This window comes from Schinkia azotoformans (assembly GCF_035811335.1).
Taxonomy (GTDB): domain Bacteria; phylum Bacillota; class Bacilli; order Bacillales; family Bacillaceae_J; genus Schinkia; species Schinkia azotoformans.
This window is the reverse complement of the sequence record NZ_JARSMD010000015.1, coordinates 112,638-131,454: the sequence shown is the minus strand read 5'-3', so window position 1 is coordinate 131,454 and position 18,817 is coordinate 112,638. Positions and strand designations below refer to the sequence as shown.

The following is an 18,817-nucleotide window of genomic DNA, read 5'->3' as shown; positions in this document are numbered from 1 at the left end:
ACCACAATGAGAGTTGTTATTCAGAGAAGCAAACAAGCAAGTGTCCAAGTGAATGGAGAAATTGTCGGGAAAATCGAGAAAGGTTTGGTACTTTTAGTTGGCATAACTCATTCAGATACAATTGAAGATGTTAATTATATAGCTGAAAGGATAGTGAACCTTAGAATTTTTGAAGATGAAGAGGATAAAATGAATTTATCATTGCTCGATGTTGGTGGAGCTATTTTGTCAATCTCGCAGTTTACTTTATATGGGGATTGTCGTAAAGGAAGAAGACCTAACTTTATGGAAGCCGCTAAGCCGGAGTATGCGAATGAGCTTTATGAAAAATTTAATGAACGCTTGAAGTCAAAAGGTGTCCAAGTTGAAACAGGGATATTTGGCGCAATGATGGATGTTTCCTTAATCAATGACGGACCTGTTACGATCATCCTTGAAGGTAAATAAATTAGAGTAAATAAGTCGCTAAATCAAATTTTCCTTCACAAGTAATTATTTAGTAAATTGTGGGCAAGATATTACAAGACTAACTAAATAATTAGACGTGTCAATGAAGGGAATGAAGATGGTGCGATATAGCGCAAAAGGAGAACTGACAGGGAATCCGGCAAATCAATTATTTGGTGTTGATTTTCATGATTTTATGCAAAAAGAACAATCTGGAACGAGTATGGAAATTGCCCAAGAATTTGGAGTAACGCTGCGAACAGTTAAAGATTTGAAAAAGCGGCTTGAAAGAAATTAATCTTGACAAGACTGCTATTCATCCAATAAGATTGTAATTAATGCGAAAATATTATCGAAAAAAATCGATACTACATATTTAAATTTTTTGAACCTATAACGGAGAAAAGTAATTAGGATTACACATGGATAGAGAGGAAATGCCATAGGCTGAAAGCATTTCTCTATGATGACTTAATGAAGAACACTCAAGAGGTTCCACTCTGAAATAAACTATAGTAGGAGCTGGACGTGTCAGGCGTTATCTGAACAAAGTGGAAAAGCATATGGATTTAATTTTTTTGCTTTTCAACTAGGGTGGCACCACGGGTAAACTCTCGTCCCTACATTTAATGTAGGGGTGGGGGTTTTTTTGTACTGATATAAAGTTTAAAATTTTATTGGTAATCAGTATAGAAAGGACATCAAGGGCCTTCAGGTCATACCTTTAGGTACTTCCGCCATTGTGGGCGGCAAATCGTGTCTTTCTAATTTTTCGAATTCAAATTTTATTGTTCGGGAGGCTAAAACAGTTTCAAAAAAAATACACAAAACTATATAAACCTCTAAAATACTTCCAAAAATATACTTTTCCAAGGAACGTTTGTTTCTATTTATGATATAATTATCTATATCATAATAACAGAGGTTGATAAAAATGAAAGTGACTCGCACAGGTCTATTATTCATTGAAAATAAGGCTGATGAAAAAGAGTTATTTAATTTAATGGCTGTGTTTTCTTCCGCCATTCGTTTTTCGTTTAACCGACTTCTTGATGGGAAGAAAGCCGATGAATTAATTAAACAGGTCAATGCACAATTCAAATTAAATAAACGCTTTGCTGAAGATGCTGTGTTACAAGCGCAGGCTATTATTACAAGCCAAAAGGAACTACTGCCCTCACGTATCGAAGGTATTCAAGCTAAAATTAAAAAGACTGAAAAGAAATTGGATCTTTATATGTCAGGAAAACTAAAACCTAAAAAGGTTTCGTTAGCGGTTTGTCTAAAAGGTTTACATTCCAGATTAGAAAAACTAAAAGAAAAGGAAAAGGAACTGCTTAAACATCAAGAACACAATTCAATTCCAACCGTCATTTTCGGTGGAAAACGTAACTTTTTTGACCGAATGGAAAACAAAATTTCGAAAGAGAAATGGAAGGAAATTCGTTCTAATACCCTTTATTCTCGTGGAGATAAATCCAAAAAGGGAAATTTGAATACACGTATCGTTTGGAACGAAACAGATCATCAATTTTATCTTGAAGTCGCGAATCCACTTCTAGCAAAAGAAGGCAAACATAGCCCAAGATTACTATTTAAATTGAATATACCTGATAAGTATTTCGATGAAATCGTCAATGTTGTGATGCCGAATATAGCAGGGGCTACTCCTAATGGAAAATCCATCGAAGAATACAATGTGTATTCTATTGAATTAAAACGTAAGAATAAAAAGGTGTACGTGCATATTACACACGATATCAACACTTTAGGTTCAATGTTGAAATGGGACGAAAAGATAACCTCTGATATTGTGGCAGGAATTGATGTGAACATTGATAAAATTGCTGTTTCTATTTTGACAAAACAAGGGAATTTACTTGAAAGTAAAACCTTTTACTGTCACGAAATGGAATATGTGAAAAGTAACCGCAGGACAAATATTGCAGGCGAATTGGCAAAAGAAATAATGGATTACCTTCTTTCTTGGAATGTCGGTGCTTTCGTTTTAGAAGATATAAAAATAAAACAGGATCATGATACAAATCGTCGAGTTAATCGATTAACTCATTCTTTTGCGAAAACCAAAATGCAAAAAGCGTTAATTTTAAGAGGAGTAAAGTTTGGATTTAAAATTAAAATGGTCAATCCAGCTTATACATCTGTGATCGGACGTTTTAAATACACCAAAATGTACGGATTATCTGTTCATGAAGCAGCTTCTTTCGTGATTGGAAGAAGAGGTCTTTATTTTGAAGAAAAACTTCCAAAAGAAGTATTAAAACAAATACAAAACGTTGTGAAACCGCATTTAGTTAAAACTCTCGGGACAATGGAAGTATCCGAGAAAAAAACAAAAACAGGTAAGCAGCGAAGAAAATATATTGGGATGCTTTTAAATAACATTGACACATTTAAAGAAAATCATATTTGGAAATTATGGAATGTTATTCATAAAACATTACGATTAGAGAACCATGTATTTAAATTGAAGGAGGTGTAAACCTCGGTTACTAAAGTAGACCTTGCGAAAGGCTGACCTAGAAGGAATGGTCTTTCGTATTGCTGGCTCTAACAGAGCACCGCAGGTTGTTTTGCACATCTGGTGCATGACAGAGGTTAGATCCCTCTCCTGACGGAATGACGTGAGAATCGTCACAGAAGTCCCAGTTTCTTGGTTCGGGGGCGAAGGTACCACTATAAAAAATAAATGATAGTTTTTTATAGATTTTAGTAACCAGGGAAAAAATATGGCGATTAATATTCCACGCGGTACGCAGGATATCCTACCAGGTGTAGTTGAAGAATGGCAGTATGTGGAACAAAAAATGAGAGAAATTACGAAACGATATAATTATAGCGAAATTCGTACACCGATTTTTGAACAAACAGAGCTGTTCCAAAGAGGTGTAGGTGAAACGACAGATATTGTTCAAAAAGAAATGTATACATTCGAAGATCGTGGTGGTCGCAGCATGACATTGCGTCCGGAAGGGACTGCTCCAACTGTTCGATCTTATGTTGAAAATAAAATGTATGGAGACCCCAACCAGCCAACGAAGCTATTTTACATAGGTCAAATGTTTCGCTACGAACGCCCACAAGCAGGCCGTTGGCGCCAATTCGTCCAATTTGGGGTAGAAGCCCTTGGCAGTAATGACCCTGCGATTGACGCAGAGGTTATAGCGCTTGCTATGGATGTATACCGGGAACTGGGCCTAAAACATTTAAAGCTTGTGATTAACAGCCTAGGGGATCTTGAAAGCCGAAAAGAGCACCGTAATGCTTTAATAGCCCATTTTAAACCAAGAATCGGTGAGTTTTGTTCAGATTGTCAAAGCCGACTTGAGAAAAACCCAATGAGAATTTTAGACTGTAAAAAAGACCGTGATCATGAATTGATGAAATCGGCTCCATCCATTTTAGATTATTTAAACGAGGAATCGCAAGCCTTCTTTGAAAAAGTAAAAATGTATTTAACAGACATAGGTGTCGAGTTTGAAATCGATTCACGTTTAGTGCGTGGCTTAGATTACTATAATCACACTGCCTTTGAAATCATGAGTGATGCAGAAGGTTTTGGTGCGATTACCACTTTAATGGGTGGAGGACGTTATAATGGCCTCACTGAAGAAATTGGCGGCCCAGCAACACCGGGAATTGGCTTTGCGCTAAGTATTGAGAGATTACTTTTAGCCTTAAAAGCCGAGGGTATTACTCTGCCGATTGAAAAAGGACTTGATTGCTATCTTGTTGCCCTTGGAGATTCGGCCAGAGACAAATCGGCTTCTCTTTTATATGAATTAAGAAAAGCGGGGTTCACAGCTGATAAGGACTACCAGGATCGCAAATTAAAAGCTCAATTTAAAGCGGCGGACCGTCTGAATGTTAAATATGTTGCAGTGCTTGGTGAAGACGAGCTTGCTAAAAATGTAATTAATGTAAAAGACATGGCAACTGGTACACAAGAAGAAGTTCAGCTGTCAAACTTTATCGAATATTTACTTGAAAGAAGTTAAGGAGGATTTAGGAATGTCAGAGTTAGGAAGAAGTCATTATTGTGGTGAATTACGTGAAGAGCATGTTGGTGAGTCCGTTCAATTAAAAGGCTGGGTTCAAAAAAGACGTGACCTTGGTGGTCTAATCTTTTTAGATTTAAGGGACCGTACAGGGATTATCCAAGTTGTTTTTAGCCCGGAAGTTTCAGGTGAAGAAAATGTTAAAATTGCTGACCGTGTAAGAAGTGAGTATGTTTTAGATATTAAAGGAAAAGTTGTTGCACGTGCGGAAGGTACTTTTAATAATAAAATTCCAACTGGAACAATTGAAGTTTTAGCTGAAGAAATAGCGATTATTAATGCATCCAAAACACCGCCATTTATGATTGAAGACGATGTTGATGCATCTGAAGAACTTCGCTTGAAATATCGTTATCTTGATCTACGCCGTCCGGAAATGTTTAATACATTAAAGATGCGTCATCAAGTTTCTACAACAATCCGTAATTTCTTAGACCAACACGGATTTTTAGATGTAGAAACACCAATTTTAACAAAAAGTACTCCTGAAGGGGCACGTGACTATCTAGTACCAAGCCGTGTTCATGAAGGTCAATTTTATGCGTTGCCACAATCACCACAGCTGTTCAAACAGCTATTAATGGTTTCAGGTATTGATCGTTATTATCAAATCGCACGTTGTTTCCGTGATGAGGACCTTCGTGCCGATCGTCAACCTGAGTTTACACAAGTTGATATTGAGACTTCATTTTTAGATAAAGAAGATTTAATTGCCTTAATGGAAAAAATGATGACATTAGTGCTTAAAGAAGTAAAAGGCGTTAACATCCAAACTCCATTCCCTCGGATGACTTATGACGAAGCAATGTCACGTTACGGATCTGATAAGCCGGATACACGTTTCGGTATGGAGCTTGTGGATGTCGGCGAATTAGTAAAAGATACTGAGTTTAAAGTATTTGCCAATGCAATTTCAGGCGGCGGACAAGTTAAAGCGATTAACGTAAAAGGTGCTGCTGAAAAATACTCTAGAAAAGATATCGATGCGTTAATGGAATATGTAAGCCGTTACGGAGCAAAAGGGTTGGCTTGGTTTAAAGTGGAGGAAGATGGCTTGAAAGGTCCGATTTCTAAGTTCTTCAATGAAGACCAACAAGCTGGAATTCAAAAAACTCTTGAGGCAGAAGTTGGAGACTTACTTTTGTTAGTAGCTGATTCCAAGCAGGTTGTTGCAGATAGCTTAGGCGCTCTTCGCGGGAAGCTTGCAAAGGATTTACAATTAATCGATGAAAACAAATTCAATTTCTTATGGATTACGGATTGGCCGCTCTTAGAGTTTGATGCGGATGCTGGCCGTTATTTCGCAGCGCACCATCCATTCACAATGCCGGTGCGTGAAGATTTGCCATTATTAGAAACAAATCCTGGTCAAGTTCGTGCACAAGCCTATGACATCGTCTTAAACGGCTACGAGCTTGGCGGCGGTTCTTCACGTATTTATGAGCGTGATATTCAAGAAAAAATGTTCAAAGTTCTAGGAATGCCTGAAGAGGAAGCTCGCGAACAATTTGGCTTCTTATTAGATGCGTTTGATTATGGAACACCTCCACATGGTGGTATAGCGATTGGACTTGATCGTTTTGTTATGCTTCTTGCTGGACGCACAAATCTTCGCGATACAATTGCGTTCCCGAAAACTGCAAGTGCAAGCGACATTATGACAAATGCACCAAGTCATGTTAGTCATGATCAATTATTGGAATTGAATTTACAGGTTAAACTATAAATCATATTGATATTAAAACATCAATATGTTAAGATTTAAATACAAAGTCCTGAGGTGCACGTTATTTAACCTATTCGTTTTGACCGAACATATTAACTAGGGGAGCTTGGAGTTTTCTAGTTACGTACATGCCTCAATCGGAAGCTGGCATTTCCGCCGCCCGGAGGAAGTACAAAGGCCTGAAATAGAGCACCCACCTGCTTTAAGCGGGTTCAAAACAAAGGCCGAGTGACGACACAAACGGGACTTTCATACTTAAGAATGATAACCCTAAGCATAGAGTTGCTTAGGGTTTTTTATGCAAATTAATATTCCGCAAGTCGAATATTTTTAACCAAGAATATTGTTATTCAGTTGATTACCAAGTAAAATTATAGGAAAAGTAAACCTGAATGAAACGAATCAATTTAGGATAAAACATTACTAATTCATACGTTTTGGAGAGTGAAAACATTGCTACATCAATTTTCTAGAAATGAACTTGCCTTTGGTAAAGAAGGATTGGATTTATTAAAAAATACGACTGTTGCCGTCTTAGGTATTGGCGGTGTCGGCTCTTTTGCAGCAGAGTCATTAGCACGTACAGGGGTGGGCAGATTAGTTTTAATAGATAAGGACGATGTCGATATAACGAATGTTAACAGACAGTTAATTGCTCTATTATCAACGATTGGAAAATCGAAGGCAGAACTGATGAAGGAACGCATTGCTGACATTAATCCAGAGTGTGAAGTTATTGCCTTAAAAATGTTTTATACGGAAGAAACATACGAAGAAATTTTTAATTATGGGTTGGATTTTGTCATTGATGCATCAGATACAATTATTTATAAAATCCATTTAATGAAGGAATGTTTAAAAAGAAACATACCGATCATATCAAGTATGGGTGCGGCTAACAAAATGGATCCTACGCGCTTTAGAATTGCCGACATTTCCAAAACCCATACAGATCCGATTGCCAAGGTTGTTCGTCAGAAGCTTCGCAAAGAAGGGATACGCAAGGGTATTCCAGTAGTCTTTTCAGATGAAAGCCCGATTGTCATTCGTGAAGAAATTAGAAAAGAAATTGCTAATGAGAATTCAGCAATTAGAAAGGCAAAAATGCCACCTGCTTCAAATGCTTTTTGCCCTTCAACTGCAGGCTTAATCATGGGAGCATATGTAGTTCAACAAATTTTAAAAGATATTAAAATCGATAGGGTAGCTCCGGAATAGGAAAAGCGGAAGCGCTGGACAAAAAATGAGGCTGAATGTTCAGCCTCATTTTGCAATTTGTCCAAAATCATCATTGTTAAGATTGTTTGGATCAGTAAACGAAACCATCCGTCTGGCTCTATCCATTATTTGTACAAGAGCTTGATAATCCTCTTGAATAACGATATTTTCCTGCTTTAATCGCTGTAACGTTCTTTCTATTTTTTCTTTTTCCTCTAACAAGTGTCGATTTTCTCTGTTAAGTCTTTCATTTTCAGACTGTAAAATTTGAGAATTCATTCCTAAATTTTTTACTGAATAAAGATAGGAAATCACGGAATCTAAATTAATTTCGTTCGCAAATTCTTCCTTTATTTCTACTTGTCTAGTTAATAGCTCATTGGTTGTATTGATATTATTATATGTTGTGTAATCGAATACGGTTTCCACCGTTTTTGCTTGTGCGGGGGCAGTCGTTTGCGCTGGGACCGATACTTCATTCACCATAGATTGGTGGTTGTGATTAATATATTGCTGTGATTGCCCCGCTAGAGCTCTTTTCCGATCTTTTCGCTGCTTTTTCGCTAGTTCCATCGCTTGGTAGTATTTCTTGCGTACCTCAGCATTCCAACGGAATCCACAAGCTGCCGATGTTCTATTTAATTTATCACCAACCTCTTCAAAAGCGTTCAACTGTGTACTGCCTTCGCGAATATGCCGTAATACCGTCTCTGCTAAAAGCAGGTCATCTTCATGGGACCATGCGTCCTGTCTAATTTTCATATGTTCATCTCCCTAATATCTAGTTTCTAGTAGTTTGCCCAATTGTAATATGATTATACTTTTGCAAACCAATGCTAGTTTTAGGGAATGATATAAAGTAGACTTATCGGTCCTTTTTCTTTTTTAGCTCCTCAAGTCGTTCATAAACCTTTGAAAAGTGCTTTTCTTGTCCGCTTTCCTTTGGGGAATAGTATTGCTTGTCCTTTAATAGATCAGGCAAATACTGTTGCTTTACCCAGGAATTAGGGTAATCATGGGGGTATTTATAGCCTGTGCCATGCCCCATTACGGCTGCTCCCTTGTAATGGGCATCTTTTAAATGGGGTGGAATTTCACCAATCAATCCTTTCCTTACATCTTCAATCGCTACATCTAAAGCTTTATAGGCACTATTTGATTTAGGTGATAGACATAGTTCAATGACTACGTTCGCTAAAGGTATTCTTGCCTCCGGTAAACCTAGGCGTTCGACCGCTTCGACTGCCGCTACAGTATGGACACCGACCTCTGGTGCAGAAAGTCCTATATCTTCGTAGGCAATTACTATTAATCTGCGACAAATAGAAGTTATGTCCCCACCTTCGATCAGTCTAGCTAAATAATGGAGAGCAGCGGAAACGTCACTTCCACGAATGGACTTTTGCAAGCAGGATAAAAGATTATAAAAGATATCACCATGTTTATCATGGGAAAACCCTTTATTTTCAACGCATTCTTTTACTACTTCGATTTCGACCTCTATTTTTCCTGATTTGTTGTTTTTGGATGCACGTGTTACTTCTTCTAGAGTATTTAAAGCTGATCGGGCATCCCCATTTGTTGAAACAGAAATCATTTCGACGGCTTCTTTTGATATTTCGATATTCATTTTTCCTAAGCCGCGCTCTTCATCTAACAAAGCGCGCCATAATAATTCTTCTAGGTCACTTGGCATAAGTGGCTTTAATTCTTTAATTTGTCCGCATCTGCTCCTAATCGCAGGATTTACATCGTGAAATGGGTTTTCTGTCGTAGCCCCGATTAAGGTAATTAATCCGCGTTCTACATGTGGTAAAAGATAGTCTTGCTGTGCTTTATTAAATCTATGAATTTCATCAATAAATAAAATTAATTTACCTTCTGCTTTTGCGATTTCAACCGCTTGTTCTATTTCTTTTTTTCCGGCTGTTGTTGCATTGATACCTTCAAACGGAAAACTAACGGTCCCGGCGATTGCTTTGGCAATCGATGTTTTTCCTACACCTGGAGGCCCGTAAAGCAACATAGAAGGAACATATCCATTTTGAATCATCTTATAAAGTGAAGTACCTTTACCTATCACATGTTTTTGACCGACGATCTCATCTATATTACGAGGTCGCATTCGATAAGAGAGGGGTTCCTCAACTAAGAAATCAAACAGCAATCAAATCACCTCTTTTTTATTGCTCCTTTTAATACTTTATCATATAATTTCATGCTTTTCTTATATTTCATATTTGCTAAATATCGTGCTACAATTACATAATGTGCATTTGATTAGGAGAGAAGGATTTATATGAGAAAATGGTTAGTTTACTTAATTGGGCTGTTAATCATGACCTTAGGTCTTGTTTTGGTGATTGTAGCTAATCTTGGTAGTGCCCCATGGGATGTCCTTCATATCGGCCTTTATAAACAGTTTGGTTTAACGATAGGAAGCTGGTCGATCATTGTTGGTGTATTTGTACTTGGTTCTTCCGCAATTTTGTCAAAAGCTATCCCTAAAATAGGTGCATTTTTAAATATGCTCTTATGTGGAATTTTTATCGACATGTATATGTTAATACCATGGCTTGATACACCGGAAACGATACTCGGTCAATTTATTATGTTGTTAATTGGAATCATCCTTAATGCTTATGGGATGGCTATTTATATTTCAGCAAATGTTGGGACTGGTCCAAGAGATAGTCTAATGTTAGCCCTCATGCAAAGGACAGGAATAAAGGTACAATGGGTTCGACTAATTATGGAGGTTACTGTTTTGGCGGTGGGTTGGATGTTAGGTGGCCCGGTCGGTATTGGAACCGTCATCCTCAGTTTATTAATCGGCCATATAGCCGGATTTGCCCTGCCGCAATGCCAAAAAATGACAGATTATTGGTTGAAGAAGAGACCCGTTGAGGTTATCGAAGATCGTGTGCCAAACAATAGCTTATAACATCAAAAGGCACTTTTAATCATTTCATGGTATAATAGCGGTGACTAAGATGCGTCGGAAATTGTCGTAAAATAACTTCATTCTGTAGAGTTTCCCTATTGCATAAATGACTTGAGGTATACAGATTAGTATATAAATTCAATGGGCTCCAATCTTAGGCTGAATGAAGTTAAAGCCTCCGGCGCAAATATGCCGAGGCATATTTGATAAGGAGTGAAAACTGTGAAAATTTCTACAAAAGGTCGTTACGGGCTGACGATCATGATTGCGTTGGCGAAAAAACAAGGAGAGGGACCTATTCCTCTTAAAAATATCGCAAAAGACCATGATTTATCAGAGCATTATCTTGAGCAATTGATTGCCCCTTTACGCAATGCTGGTTTAGTAAAAAGTATCCGCGGGGCATATGGTGGTTATATTTTAGCAAGGGATGCCGAAAATATTACAGCAGGTGATATTATTCGAGTTCTTGAGGGACCAATTAGTCCTGTTGAAGTTTTGGAGGATGAAGAGCCTGCAAAGCGTGAATTATGGATAAAAATTAGAGATGCGGTAAAAGAGGTACTAGATACAACAACACTTCAATATCTTGCAGATTATGAAGGCGACAACGCTCAAGATGCCTATATGTTCTACATTTAACTTAAAAGTTAAGCCTCCGGCGGATGCCTCAGATTTTCAAAGGTAGTTTTTCGAGCGAGCTCGAAAAAATCTGGGTGCAAATACGCCAAGGCGTATTTGATTAGGTAGGTGAAATTATGCAACAACGAATTTACTTAGACCATGCAGCTACAACTCCAGCTCACCCTGAGGTGGCTCGGGTGATGATGGACTGTATGGTAAATACTTTCGGAAACCCATCAAGTATTCATTCCTTTGGAAGACAAGCGCGACATATAATTGATGATGCAAGGGCTTTTATTGCTAAATCCATTAATGCATCAGAAAATGAAATTATTTTTACAAGCGGTGGTACTGAAGCTGATAATACTGCACTATTCGGGGTCGCTATGGCAAATAAAGAAAAGGGAAATCACATCATAACAACTTCGATTGAACATCATGCTATTTTACACACTTGCAATCAGCTAGAAAAAGAAGGCTTTGAGATTACCTATTTGCCAGTAAATGAATTTGGAGAAATTAATTTAGATGCATTAAAGGCGGCAATTACAGAGTCTACGATATTAGTATCTATCATGTATGGGAATAATGAGGTTGGAACGATTCAACCGATAAAGGAAATTGGTGAATTGCTCTCTGATTCTCCTATAATATTCCACTCTGATGCAGTTCAAGCATATGGCACGCAGCTAATTGACGTTAAAGATTTGCATTTAGATTTAATGTCAGTATCTGCTCATAAAATAAAAGGTCCAAAAGGGATTGGATTTTTATATGCAAAAAATGGGATAAAATTTGTTCCGCGCCAATATGGCGGGGAGCAGGAACGGAAACGCCGTGCTGGAACAGAAAATGTAGCTGGAATTGCTGGCTTTAAAGAGGCTGTACGTCTTGCCCACGATGGATTACAGGGGAAAATTGAGAAATATGAACAATTTAAACATCGGATGGCATCTATTTTCGAACAAGAAAAAATTCAGTTTGAAATCAACGGAGAAGGTGCAAAATCCTCCCTACCCCATGTCTTAAATATTTCATTTTCCGGAACCAATGTTGAATCAATGCTAGTAAATCTTGATTTAGCAGGTATTGCTGCCTCTAGCGGGTCTGCATGTACAGCAGGGTCGATTGAACCTTCCCATGTCCTCGTGGCAATGTTTGGGAGTGAATCAAGCAGAACTACTAATTCAATTCGATTTAGTTTTGGTTTCGAAAATACGTTGGATGAAATTGAAAAAGCGGCATTAAGTATAACGAAAATTGTAAAAAAAATAACAGAACGATAAAAGGGTAGGAGGTGACCAAGTTGAACAATCCTAAAACTCCGGCTGAGACAAGAGTTGTCGTCGGCATGTCTGGTGGTGTTGATTCATCTGTTGCAGCATTGCTATTGAAGCAACAAGGTTATGATGTAATCGGCATTTTTATGAAAAACTGGGATGACACTGATGAAAATGGTGTTTGTACGGCTACTGAAGACTTTAATGATGTTATTCGCGTCTGTAATCAAATTGACATCCCCTATTATGCTGTAAATTTTGAAAAACAATATTGGGATAAGGTGTTTACGTATTTTTTAGACGAATATAAAGCTGGGCGTACCCCAAATCCGGACGTAATGTGTAATAAAGAAATTAAATTTAAAGCTTTTCTAGAGCATGCCCTTACATTAGGTGCGGATTATTTAGCAACAGGTCACTATGCACAAGTTGAATACCGTGATGGCGAATATAAAATGCTCCGTGGTGTGGATGATAATAAAGATCAGACCTACTTTCTTAATCAATTAGGTCAGGCACAGCTTTCTAAAGTTATGTTTCCGTTAGGGCACCTGCCAAAATCGGAAGTCCGCAAAATTGCAGCAGAAGCAGGTTTAGCGACAGCTACTAAAAAGGATAGCACTGGAATTTGTTTTATTGGTGAACGTAATTTCAAAGGATTTTTAAGTAATTACTTACCGGCACAGCCTGGGAAAATGACGACATTAGATGGTGAAGTTAAAGGTACTCATCAAGGCCTTATGTATCATACAATCGGCCAAAGGCATGGTCTAGGAATTGGCGGCTCTGGGGAACCATGGTTTGCGATCGGTAAAAACTTAAAGGAAAACGTTCTTTACGTTGGACAAGGCTTTCATAACGATGCTCTATATTCCGATTCCCTCATCGCAGTTAATGGAAGCTGGGTGAGCGATCGAAAGCCAACTGAACCATTTGTTTGTACAGCCAAATTCCGCTACCGTCAACCGGATATCCCGGTAACAGTGGAAATAATCGAAGAAGATAAAGTTAGAGTAATATTTGGTGAACCGGTTAGGGCGATTACACCAGGGCAATCTGTCGTTTTTTATAATGGTGACGAATGCTTAGGTGGGGCAACCATTGATGCGGTATATAAAAATAATGAACGTTTGACATACGTGTAGGAAGAAGCAAGAGATGGTTCTCTTGCTTCTTAATTTTAGAAGGGGGAGACAAAATGATAGATAAAAATAGCATAGGAATCCAATATATGCAGCAAGGAAAATATGAAGAAGCAGCCCGAATTTTTAATGAAATTCTTGAGCAAGACCCCAATGATCCTATCGCCTATATAAATTTTGGTAATTTACTTGCAGCAGTAGGGGAAAATGTCCGCGCCATCGCCTTTTTTAATAAGGCCATTGAAATCGATGATTCTTTAGCAACTGCGTATTTTGGAGCAGGAAATACATACTACAATCAGGAAGATTATGTGAAAGCTAAGGATAACTTTGAACAAGCGGTAAAGCTTGGGCTTCAGGAAGCAGATGTTTATTTTATGCTCGCGATGTGTTTAGCCCAGCTGGGTCAGGAAAAGTTAGCCTTACCATATTTCCAAAGAGCGATTGAATTGAATGATTTAGATGAAGAAGCCCATTTTCAATATGGTTTATGTTTGGCATTGCTGGAAATGGTTGATGAAGCAATACCTCATTTTGAAAAAACAATCGAATTAAATGATGAGCATCCTGATGCCTATTACAACTTGGGCGTTGCTTATGCTTTCAAAGATCAATCTGAAAAAGCACTTGAGATGTTTGAAAATGCTTTAAACATTCAACCGGACCATTTCTTGGCTGCAAACGGAAAGAAAAATGTTGAGGAATTCTTTCGTAAGCATTAAAGGGGAATAACAATGGAAAAACAGCAATCAATGGATTTAATGGAAGAACAAAAGAAATATATAAAAGGAAAGGTCATTGTTATGATTTTTCACAATGAACAAACATTATATTCAGTTGCGAGAATTCGAATTACCGAGACGAACGAGCAATATGAGGATAAAGAAGTTGTTGTTGCTGGTTATTTCCCATATATACATGAAGATGAGGTCTATACATTTTTTGGTAACCTTCACAACCACCCTAGACACGGGCTGCAATATCAAGTCAACCAATTTCGGAAGGAATTGCCTCAATCAAAGGATGGAATCATCCAATACCTTTCCAGTGATTTATTTGTAGGTATCGGTAAAAAAACAGCTAAAAAAATTGTTGATACATTAGGAGAAAGGGCTATTTCCAAAATTTTGGAAAACCCTTCTGTTTTGACAACGATACCGAAATTGCCTGAGGAAAAAGCAAAATTGCTTTATGATACTTTAAAGCATCACCAAGGGCTAGAACAAATCATGATTTCCCTATCAAATTACGGCTTTGGTCCACAGCTTTCGATGAAAATTTATCAAACCTATAAGGAAGATACACTCGAAATTATTCAAAATAATCCTTATAAAATGATTGAGGATGTTGAAGGAATTGGTTTTGCCAGAGCCGATGAATTAGGACAGGCACTTGGTATATCTGGTAATCATCCAGACCGAATCCGAGCAGGCTGTATCTATATTTTAAACCAGCAATCTATACAAGAGGGTCATGTTTACTTAAAGTTGGAGCCTTTTTTGTTACAAGTTTATAAATTGATTAACGAAAAAGCAAAAGGGAACAAGGTTTCGGAAATCGACATTTCTCGGGAAATAATTGGTCTTGGTGAAGAAGGAAAAATTATCATTGAAGAGGACAGAGTTTATCTGCCATCGCTTTATTTTTCCGAAAAGGGCTTAGTTACAAGCTTAAAGAAAATTACGGAACAGAGTGAGTTTACTGAACAATTTCCTGAATCTGAATTTTTAAAGGCACTCGGAGGTTTGGAGGAAAGATTAAAGGTCCAATATGCGCCTTCACAGAAAAAAGCAATTCAGACCGCTATTTCTTCTCCATTAATGATTTTAACCGGAGGTCCAGGCACTGGAAAAACGACTGTAATTAAAGGGATTGTCGAAATCTATTCGGAGCTGCACGGCTGTTCCTTAAATCCTAAAGATTATGATAAGGATGACGGCTTTCCTATTATCCTTTGCGCCCCGACAGGCAGAGCGGCAAAACGAATGACGGAATCCACGGGTCTTCCGGCTGTAACCATTCATCGTCTTCTTGGTTGGAATGGCTCTGAAGGCTTCAGTCATGATGAAGATAATCCAATTGACGGAAAGCTTGTCATTATCGATGAATTTTCGATGGTTGATGTGTGGCTTGCTAATCAGCTATTTAAAGCGTTGCCTCAGAAAATTCAGGTAATCATTGTTGGAGATGAGGATCAATTACCTTCTGTAGGCCCTGGTCAGGTGCTAAAGGATTTGCTTAGAACTGAAAAGATTGACGTTGTGCGTTTAACAGATATTTATCGTCAATCTGAAGGCTCATCCATTATTGATTTAGCGCACAGTATGAAGGTTGGTGTAATTCCTGAGGATATAGCCAAACCTAAAGTGGACAGAGCCTTTTTTAAATGTAAACAAGACCAAGTGTTGGATGTCGTTCGCCAGGTTAGTGCAAATGCACTAAAAAAAGGATATACGGCTAAGGATGTTCAAGTGCTTGCTCCAATGTATAGAGGCTCAGCTGGTATTGATGCTTTAAATAAAATGCTCCAAAATTTGTTTAATCCAAAAGCTGATGGGCGACGAGAGCTTTTGTTCGGTGAAATAGTTTACCGTGTCGGCGATAAAGTATTGCAGCTTATGAATCAACCCGATGATAATGTATTTAACGGGGACATTGGTGAAATTGTGAGCATCATTTATGCCAAAGAAAATATAGAGAAGCAAGATCAAATCATTATCAGCTATGAAGGAACCGAAGTGTTGTATACAAGACAGGATCTGAATAATATTACCCATGCCTATTGCTGCTCTATCCATAAATCACAAGGTAGTGAATTTCCAATTGTCATTTTGCCGATAGTGAAAGGGTATTATCGGATGCTAAGGAGAAATTTAATTTATACAGCTGTTACTCGTAGTAAAGATTATTTGATTCTGTGCGGGGAAGAGGATGCATTAAGAAATGGCGTGTTGCGCCAAGATGAAGGTTTAAGACAAACGACATTGGCGGAGAAAATTATAGAGCGGTTTGAGGGAACTGATGTCCAAGAACACGGAAATGAAAACATGGAAACATTATCTCCGTATGATTTTATGTAAATTCCGTAATATAAGTATGAGTTGACTAAGGTGGTGCGGTCGACTCAAGTGTATGAATGTTCGAGGGGTGGGGTCCTTATGCGAACGTTCTCGTCGATTAAAGACTTACCAGTTTATGATATAAGTTCTGGGAAGGAACTTGGAAAAGTATTGGATCTTTGTTTCGATAAAATGGGCACTGTAAACGGGTTAATGATGGATACAAAGGGGCTATTGAAAAAAAACAAACTCATACCTCTTTCCCAGATTTTCTCTTTTGGAGCGGATGGGATCATGTTAGCTAATGAACCGGAAGAAGAGCGTATGACTCAAAAGTTGATGGGAATGCATTTTCTTGAAAACGGCCAAGACCGAATCATTGGTAAACCTTTAGTGACAAGCGAAGGTGAAAAGCTTGGATTGGTAGAAGATGTATATTTTAAAGAAGAATTGGGAACCATTGTAGGGTATGAAGTTACAGATGGATTTTTTGCCGATATGACGGAAGGTCGAAAGATTTTTAAATCAAGAAACCCTTTAACTATCGGTGAAAATGTCGTAATCGTTGATCTAAAAGAAAACGAAAATAGATAAGAAATAAAATCATACATGTTGTAAGGAAAGAGGAGTGACAGTACCCTATGATGAAGTGCCCTAATTGTGCCAGTAAAGATATTGGAAAGATCGGTGTGAACCAATATTATTGCTGGAACTGCTTTATTGAATTATCAGTAAACAAAGATCGTTTCTTTACCCATCAAGTGGAAGAAGACGGTACACTCAGTTCATTAGATGATCTTTTTTCGGAAGAGGATTTGCGATTAGAAATGTAAACTTTCTTCTAGGGGTGACGGTTCTTATGAATAAAACAATGACATCGCTACTAGCTTTAGGAATTGGTGCAGCTGCTTATAGTATGAGTAAAGGGAACAATAATATAATAAATGCCCGGACAATGAAGAGAATGCGAAAACGCATCTCCAAGGCTATTTATTAAAAAATAAATGATTTGTAAGGGCTGAGGCTAAATCCTCAGCCTTTTTAACTATATTTAGTAGAAGCACTACTGAATATAGTTAAAGCCTCCGGCAAGCCTTGCGATTTTTAAAGGTAGATTTTCGAGCAAGCTCGAAGAAATCTGGGCACAAATACGCCAAGGCGCATTTGATTAGAAATGGAGTTGGGTGTTTATGGGATTTTCCCGGAGTTATAAATGGTTAATACGGGCCGCTACATTATTAATCGTTTTTTTGTGCATTTTCGTATTTCTTAAGCTGACTCCAATTTGGGAACCCATTTACCGGATCATTTTAACCGTTTTTATGCCAGTTCTTATTTCGGGTTTTATCACCTATTTATTGCTTCCAATAGTGGAAGGACTTTATAACCGGGGAATTCCTAGAACAGTTGCAATTTTAGGCATTTATTTGTTATTTTTCGGAGGAATCGGTTTTGGCCTTTATAAGCTGTTCCCACAAATAATTAAACAATTAAAGGATTTAAGTGAAAATCTTCCATATTTAATGAATACATACCGTACATGGATTGAAGAAATCGATTTTCAAACGAAAAATTTTCCGGAAGAAATTCATACACGTATTGAACAAGGAATTAGCGGTGTTGAAACTGCAGTGAATCAATTCATTTCATCTATTATGACATTTTTGAAAGGATTGCTCAATTCTCTTGTACTTATTGCCCTTATACCGTTAATTGTATTTTATCTGTTAAAAGATATAAGCTTATTTAAAAAAGCAGCATGGTATATGACACCAAGGAAATGGAGAAGAGCAGGAATGGAGTTGTTAAAAGACATTGATGAATCGCTTGGTAATTACATAAGGGGACAGCTGTTTGTTTGTATCATTATTGGTGTTGTAGCCTCAGCGGCACTTTGGATTGCAGATATGAGTTACCCGCTATTATTGGGAAGCATTATTGGGGTGACGAATATTATTCCTTATTTCGGACCGATTATTGGGGCTGTACCAACGATCATTGTAGCCTCGACAATATCTATAAAAATGGTCATTATTGTAGCTATTATTATTGGTATTCTGCAATTCCTAGAAGGAAATATTCTATCTCCATTAATAGTTGGAAAAAGTCTTCGTATGCACCCCGTTGTGATCATTTTAGCTTTACTCGCAGGCGAAGAGATAGGCGGAGTTATCGGTTTGATATTGGCTGTCCCAGTTCTCGCTATTTTGCGGGTGATGGTCACTCATTTAAAACTTAACTTCGAAAAACAAACACAAGAAACTATCGATTAACGTTTGACAAATATTGCAGTATTTG

The 18,817-nt window shown here is 37.8% G+C and carries 18 protein-coding genes, 1 other RNA gene and 1 other annotated feature; of the genes, 17 read left to right on the top strand and 2 right to left on the bottom strand.

Annotated elements, in window-relative coordinates; genetic code table 11:
• Positions 1-6 precede the first annotated feature (6 nt).
• The 7 genes from dtd to P9E47_RS08165 all read left to right on the top strand — a co-directional run bounded on the left by dtd (position 7) and on the right by P9E47_RS08165 (position 7,470).
• A complete protein-coding gene (gene dtd, locus P9E47_RS08195) occupies positions 7-447 on the top strand; it encodes a D-aminoacyl-tRNA deacylase (protein ID WP_003331765.1) in 441 nt (146 codons plus the stop codon).
• A gap of 121 nt (positions 448-568) precedes the next feature.
• A complete protein-coding gene (locus P9E47_RS08190; protein ID WP_003331764.1) occupies positions 569-745 on the top strand; it encodes a hypothetical protein in 177 nt (58 codons plus the stop codon).
• 86 nt (positions 746-831) lie between these two features.
• Positions 832-1,072: a binding site (T-box leader), on the top strand.
• A 309-nt stretch (positions 1,073-1,381) separates the two neighbouring features.
• Positions 1,382-2,950: an IS200/IS605 family accessory protein TnpB-related protein gene (locus P9E47_RS08185; protein ID WP_003331763.1), complete on the top strand. Its 1,569-nt coding sequence runs from the start codon at positions 1,382-1,384 to the stop codon at positions 2,948-2,950.
• Positions 2,951-3,197: 247 nt separating this feature from the next.
• On the top strand, positions 3,198-4,466 hold the full coding sequence (gene hisS / locus P9E47_RS08180) for a histidine--tRNA ligase (RefSeq protein WP_003331762.1): 1,269 nt from the start codon (positions 3,198-3,200) through the stop codon (positions 4,464-4,466).
• Positions 4,467-4,479: 13 nt separating this feature from the next.
• Positions 4,480-6,252: an aspartate--tRNA ligase gene (gene aspS / locus P9E47_RS08175; RefSeq protein WP_003331761.1), complete on the top strand. Its 1,773-nt coding sequence runs from the start codon at positions 4,480-4,482 to the stop codon at positions 6,250-6,252.
• 43 nt (positions 6,253-6,295) lie between these two features.
• Positions 6,296-6,503: non-coding RNA, 6S RNA (ssrS, locus tag P9E47_RS08170), on the top strand.
• 202 nt (positions 6,504-6,705) lie between these two features.
• Positions 6,706-7,470 carry a tRNA threonylcarbamoyladenosine dehydratase gene (locus P9E47_RS08165; RefSeq protein ID WP_003331760.1) on the top strand — a complete coding sequence of 255 codons (765 nt, stop codon included), beginning with the start codon at positions 6,706-6,708 and terminating at the stop codon, positions 7,468-7,470.
• 45 nt (positions 7,471-7,515) lie between these two features.
• Here the strand turns inward: P9E47_RS08165 and P9E47_RS08160 are convergent, their stop codons facing one another.
• Both P9E47_RS08160 and P9E47_RS08155 read right to left on the bottom strand, forming a co-directional pair.
• Positions 7,516-8,232 carry an RsfA family transcriptional regulator gene (locus tag P9E47_RS08160; RefSeq protein ID WP_326163094.1) on the bottom strand — a complete coding sequence of 239 codons (717 nt, stop codon included), beginning with the start codon at positions 8,230-8,232 and terminating at the stop codon, positions 7,516-7,518.
• Between the two features lie 103 nt (positions 8,233-8,335).
• Positions 8,336-9,595 carry a replication-associated recombination protein A gene (locus tag P9E47_RS08155; RefSeq protein ID WP_326163159.1) on the bottom strand — a complete coding sequence of 420 codons (1,260 nt, stop codon included), beginning with the start codon at positions 9,593-9,595 and terminating at the stop codon, positions 8,336-8,338.
• Between the two features lie 174 nt (positions 9,596-9,769).
• Here P9E47_RS08155 and P9E47_RS08150 point away from each other — a divergent pair, with 174 nt between their 5' ends.
• From P9E47_RS08150 to P9E47_RS08105, 10 genes are all read left to right on the top strand, one after another.
• Positions 9,770-10,414 (top strand): YczE/YyaS/YitT family protein, encoded by a 645-nt coding sequence (locus tag P9E47_RS08150; protein ID WP_326163092.1) that lies wholly within the window; start codon positions 9,770-9,772, stop codon positions 10,412-10,414.
• Between the two features lie 222 nt (positions 10,415-10,636).
• On the top strand, positions 10,637-11,056 hold the full coding sequence (gene cymR, locus P9E47_RS08145) for a cysteine metabolism transcriptional regulator CymR (protein WP_003331756.1): 420 nt from the start codon (positions 10,637-10,639) through the stop codon (positions 11,054-11,056).
• Positions 11,057-11,172: 116 nt separating this feature from the next.
• Entirely contained in the window at positions 11,173-12,324 is a 1,152-nt protein-coding gene (locus tag P9E47_RS08140; RefSeq protein ID WP_326163091.1) for a cysteine desulfurase family protein, read from the top strand.
• Positions 12,325-12,344: 20 nt separating this feature from the next.
• Positions 12,345-13,463, top strand: a complete 1,119-nt coding sequence (gene mnmA / locus P9E47_RS08135; protein ID WP_326163089.1) for a tRNA 2-thiouridine(34) synthase MnmA — start codon at positions 12,345-12,347, stop codon at positions 13,461-13,463.
• Positions 13,464-13,516: 53 nt separating this feature from the next.
• Positions 13,517-14,182: a tetratricopeptide repeat protein gene (locus P9E47_RS08130; protein WP_003331752.1), complete on the top strand. Its 666-nt coding sequence runs from the start codon at positions 13,517-13,519 to the stop codon at positions 14,180-14,182.
• A gap of 12 nt (positions 14,183-14,194) precedes the next feature.
• On the top strand, positions 14,195-16,540 hold the full coding sequence (gene recD2, locus P9E47_RS08125) for an SF1B family DNA helicase RecD2 (protein WP_003331751.1): 2,346 nt from the start codon (positions 14,195-14,197) through the stop codon (positions 16,538-16,540).
• Between the two features lie 78 nt (positions 16,541-16,618).
• Positions 16,619-17,113 (top strand): PRC-barrel domain-containing protein, encoded by a 495-nt coding sequence (locus P9E47_RS08120; RefSeq protein ID WP_003331750.1) that lies wholly within the window; start codon positions 16,619-16,621, stop codon positions 17,111-17,113.
• A gap of 47 nt (positions 17,114-17,160) precedes the next feature.
• A complete protein-coding gene (locus tag P9E47_RS08115) occupies positions 17,161-17,352 on the top strand; it encodes a hypothetical protein (RefSeq protein ID WP_003331749.1) in 192 nt (63 codons plus the stop codon).
• A gap of 26 nt (positions 17,353-17,378) precedes the next feature.
• Positions 17,379-17,516: a YrzQ family protein gene (locus P9E47_RS08110; RefSeq protein ID WP_003331748.1), complete on the top strand. Its 138-nt coding sequence runs from the start codon at positions 17,379-17,381 to the stop codon at positions 17,514-17,516.
• A gap of 193 nt (positions 17,517-17,709) precedes the next feature.
• The gene (locus P9E47_RS08105) at positions 17,710-18,792 is read left to right on the top strand and encodes an AI-2E family transporter (protein WP_003331747.1); all 1,083 of its coding nucleotides are present in this window, start codon (positions 17,710-17,712) and stop codon (positions 18,790-18,792) included.
• Positions 18,793-18,817 lie beyond the last annotated feature (25 nt).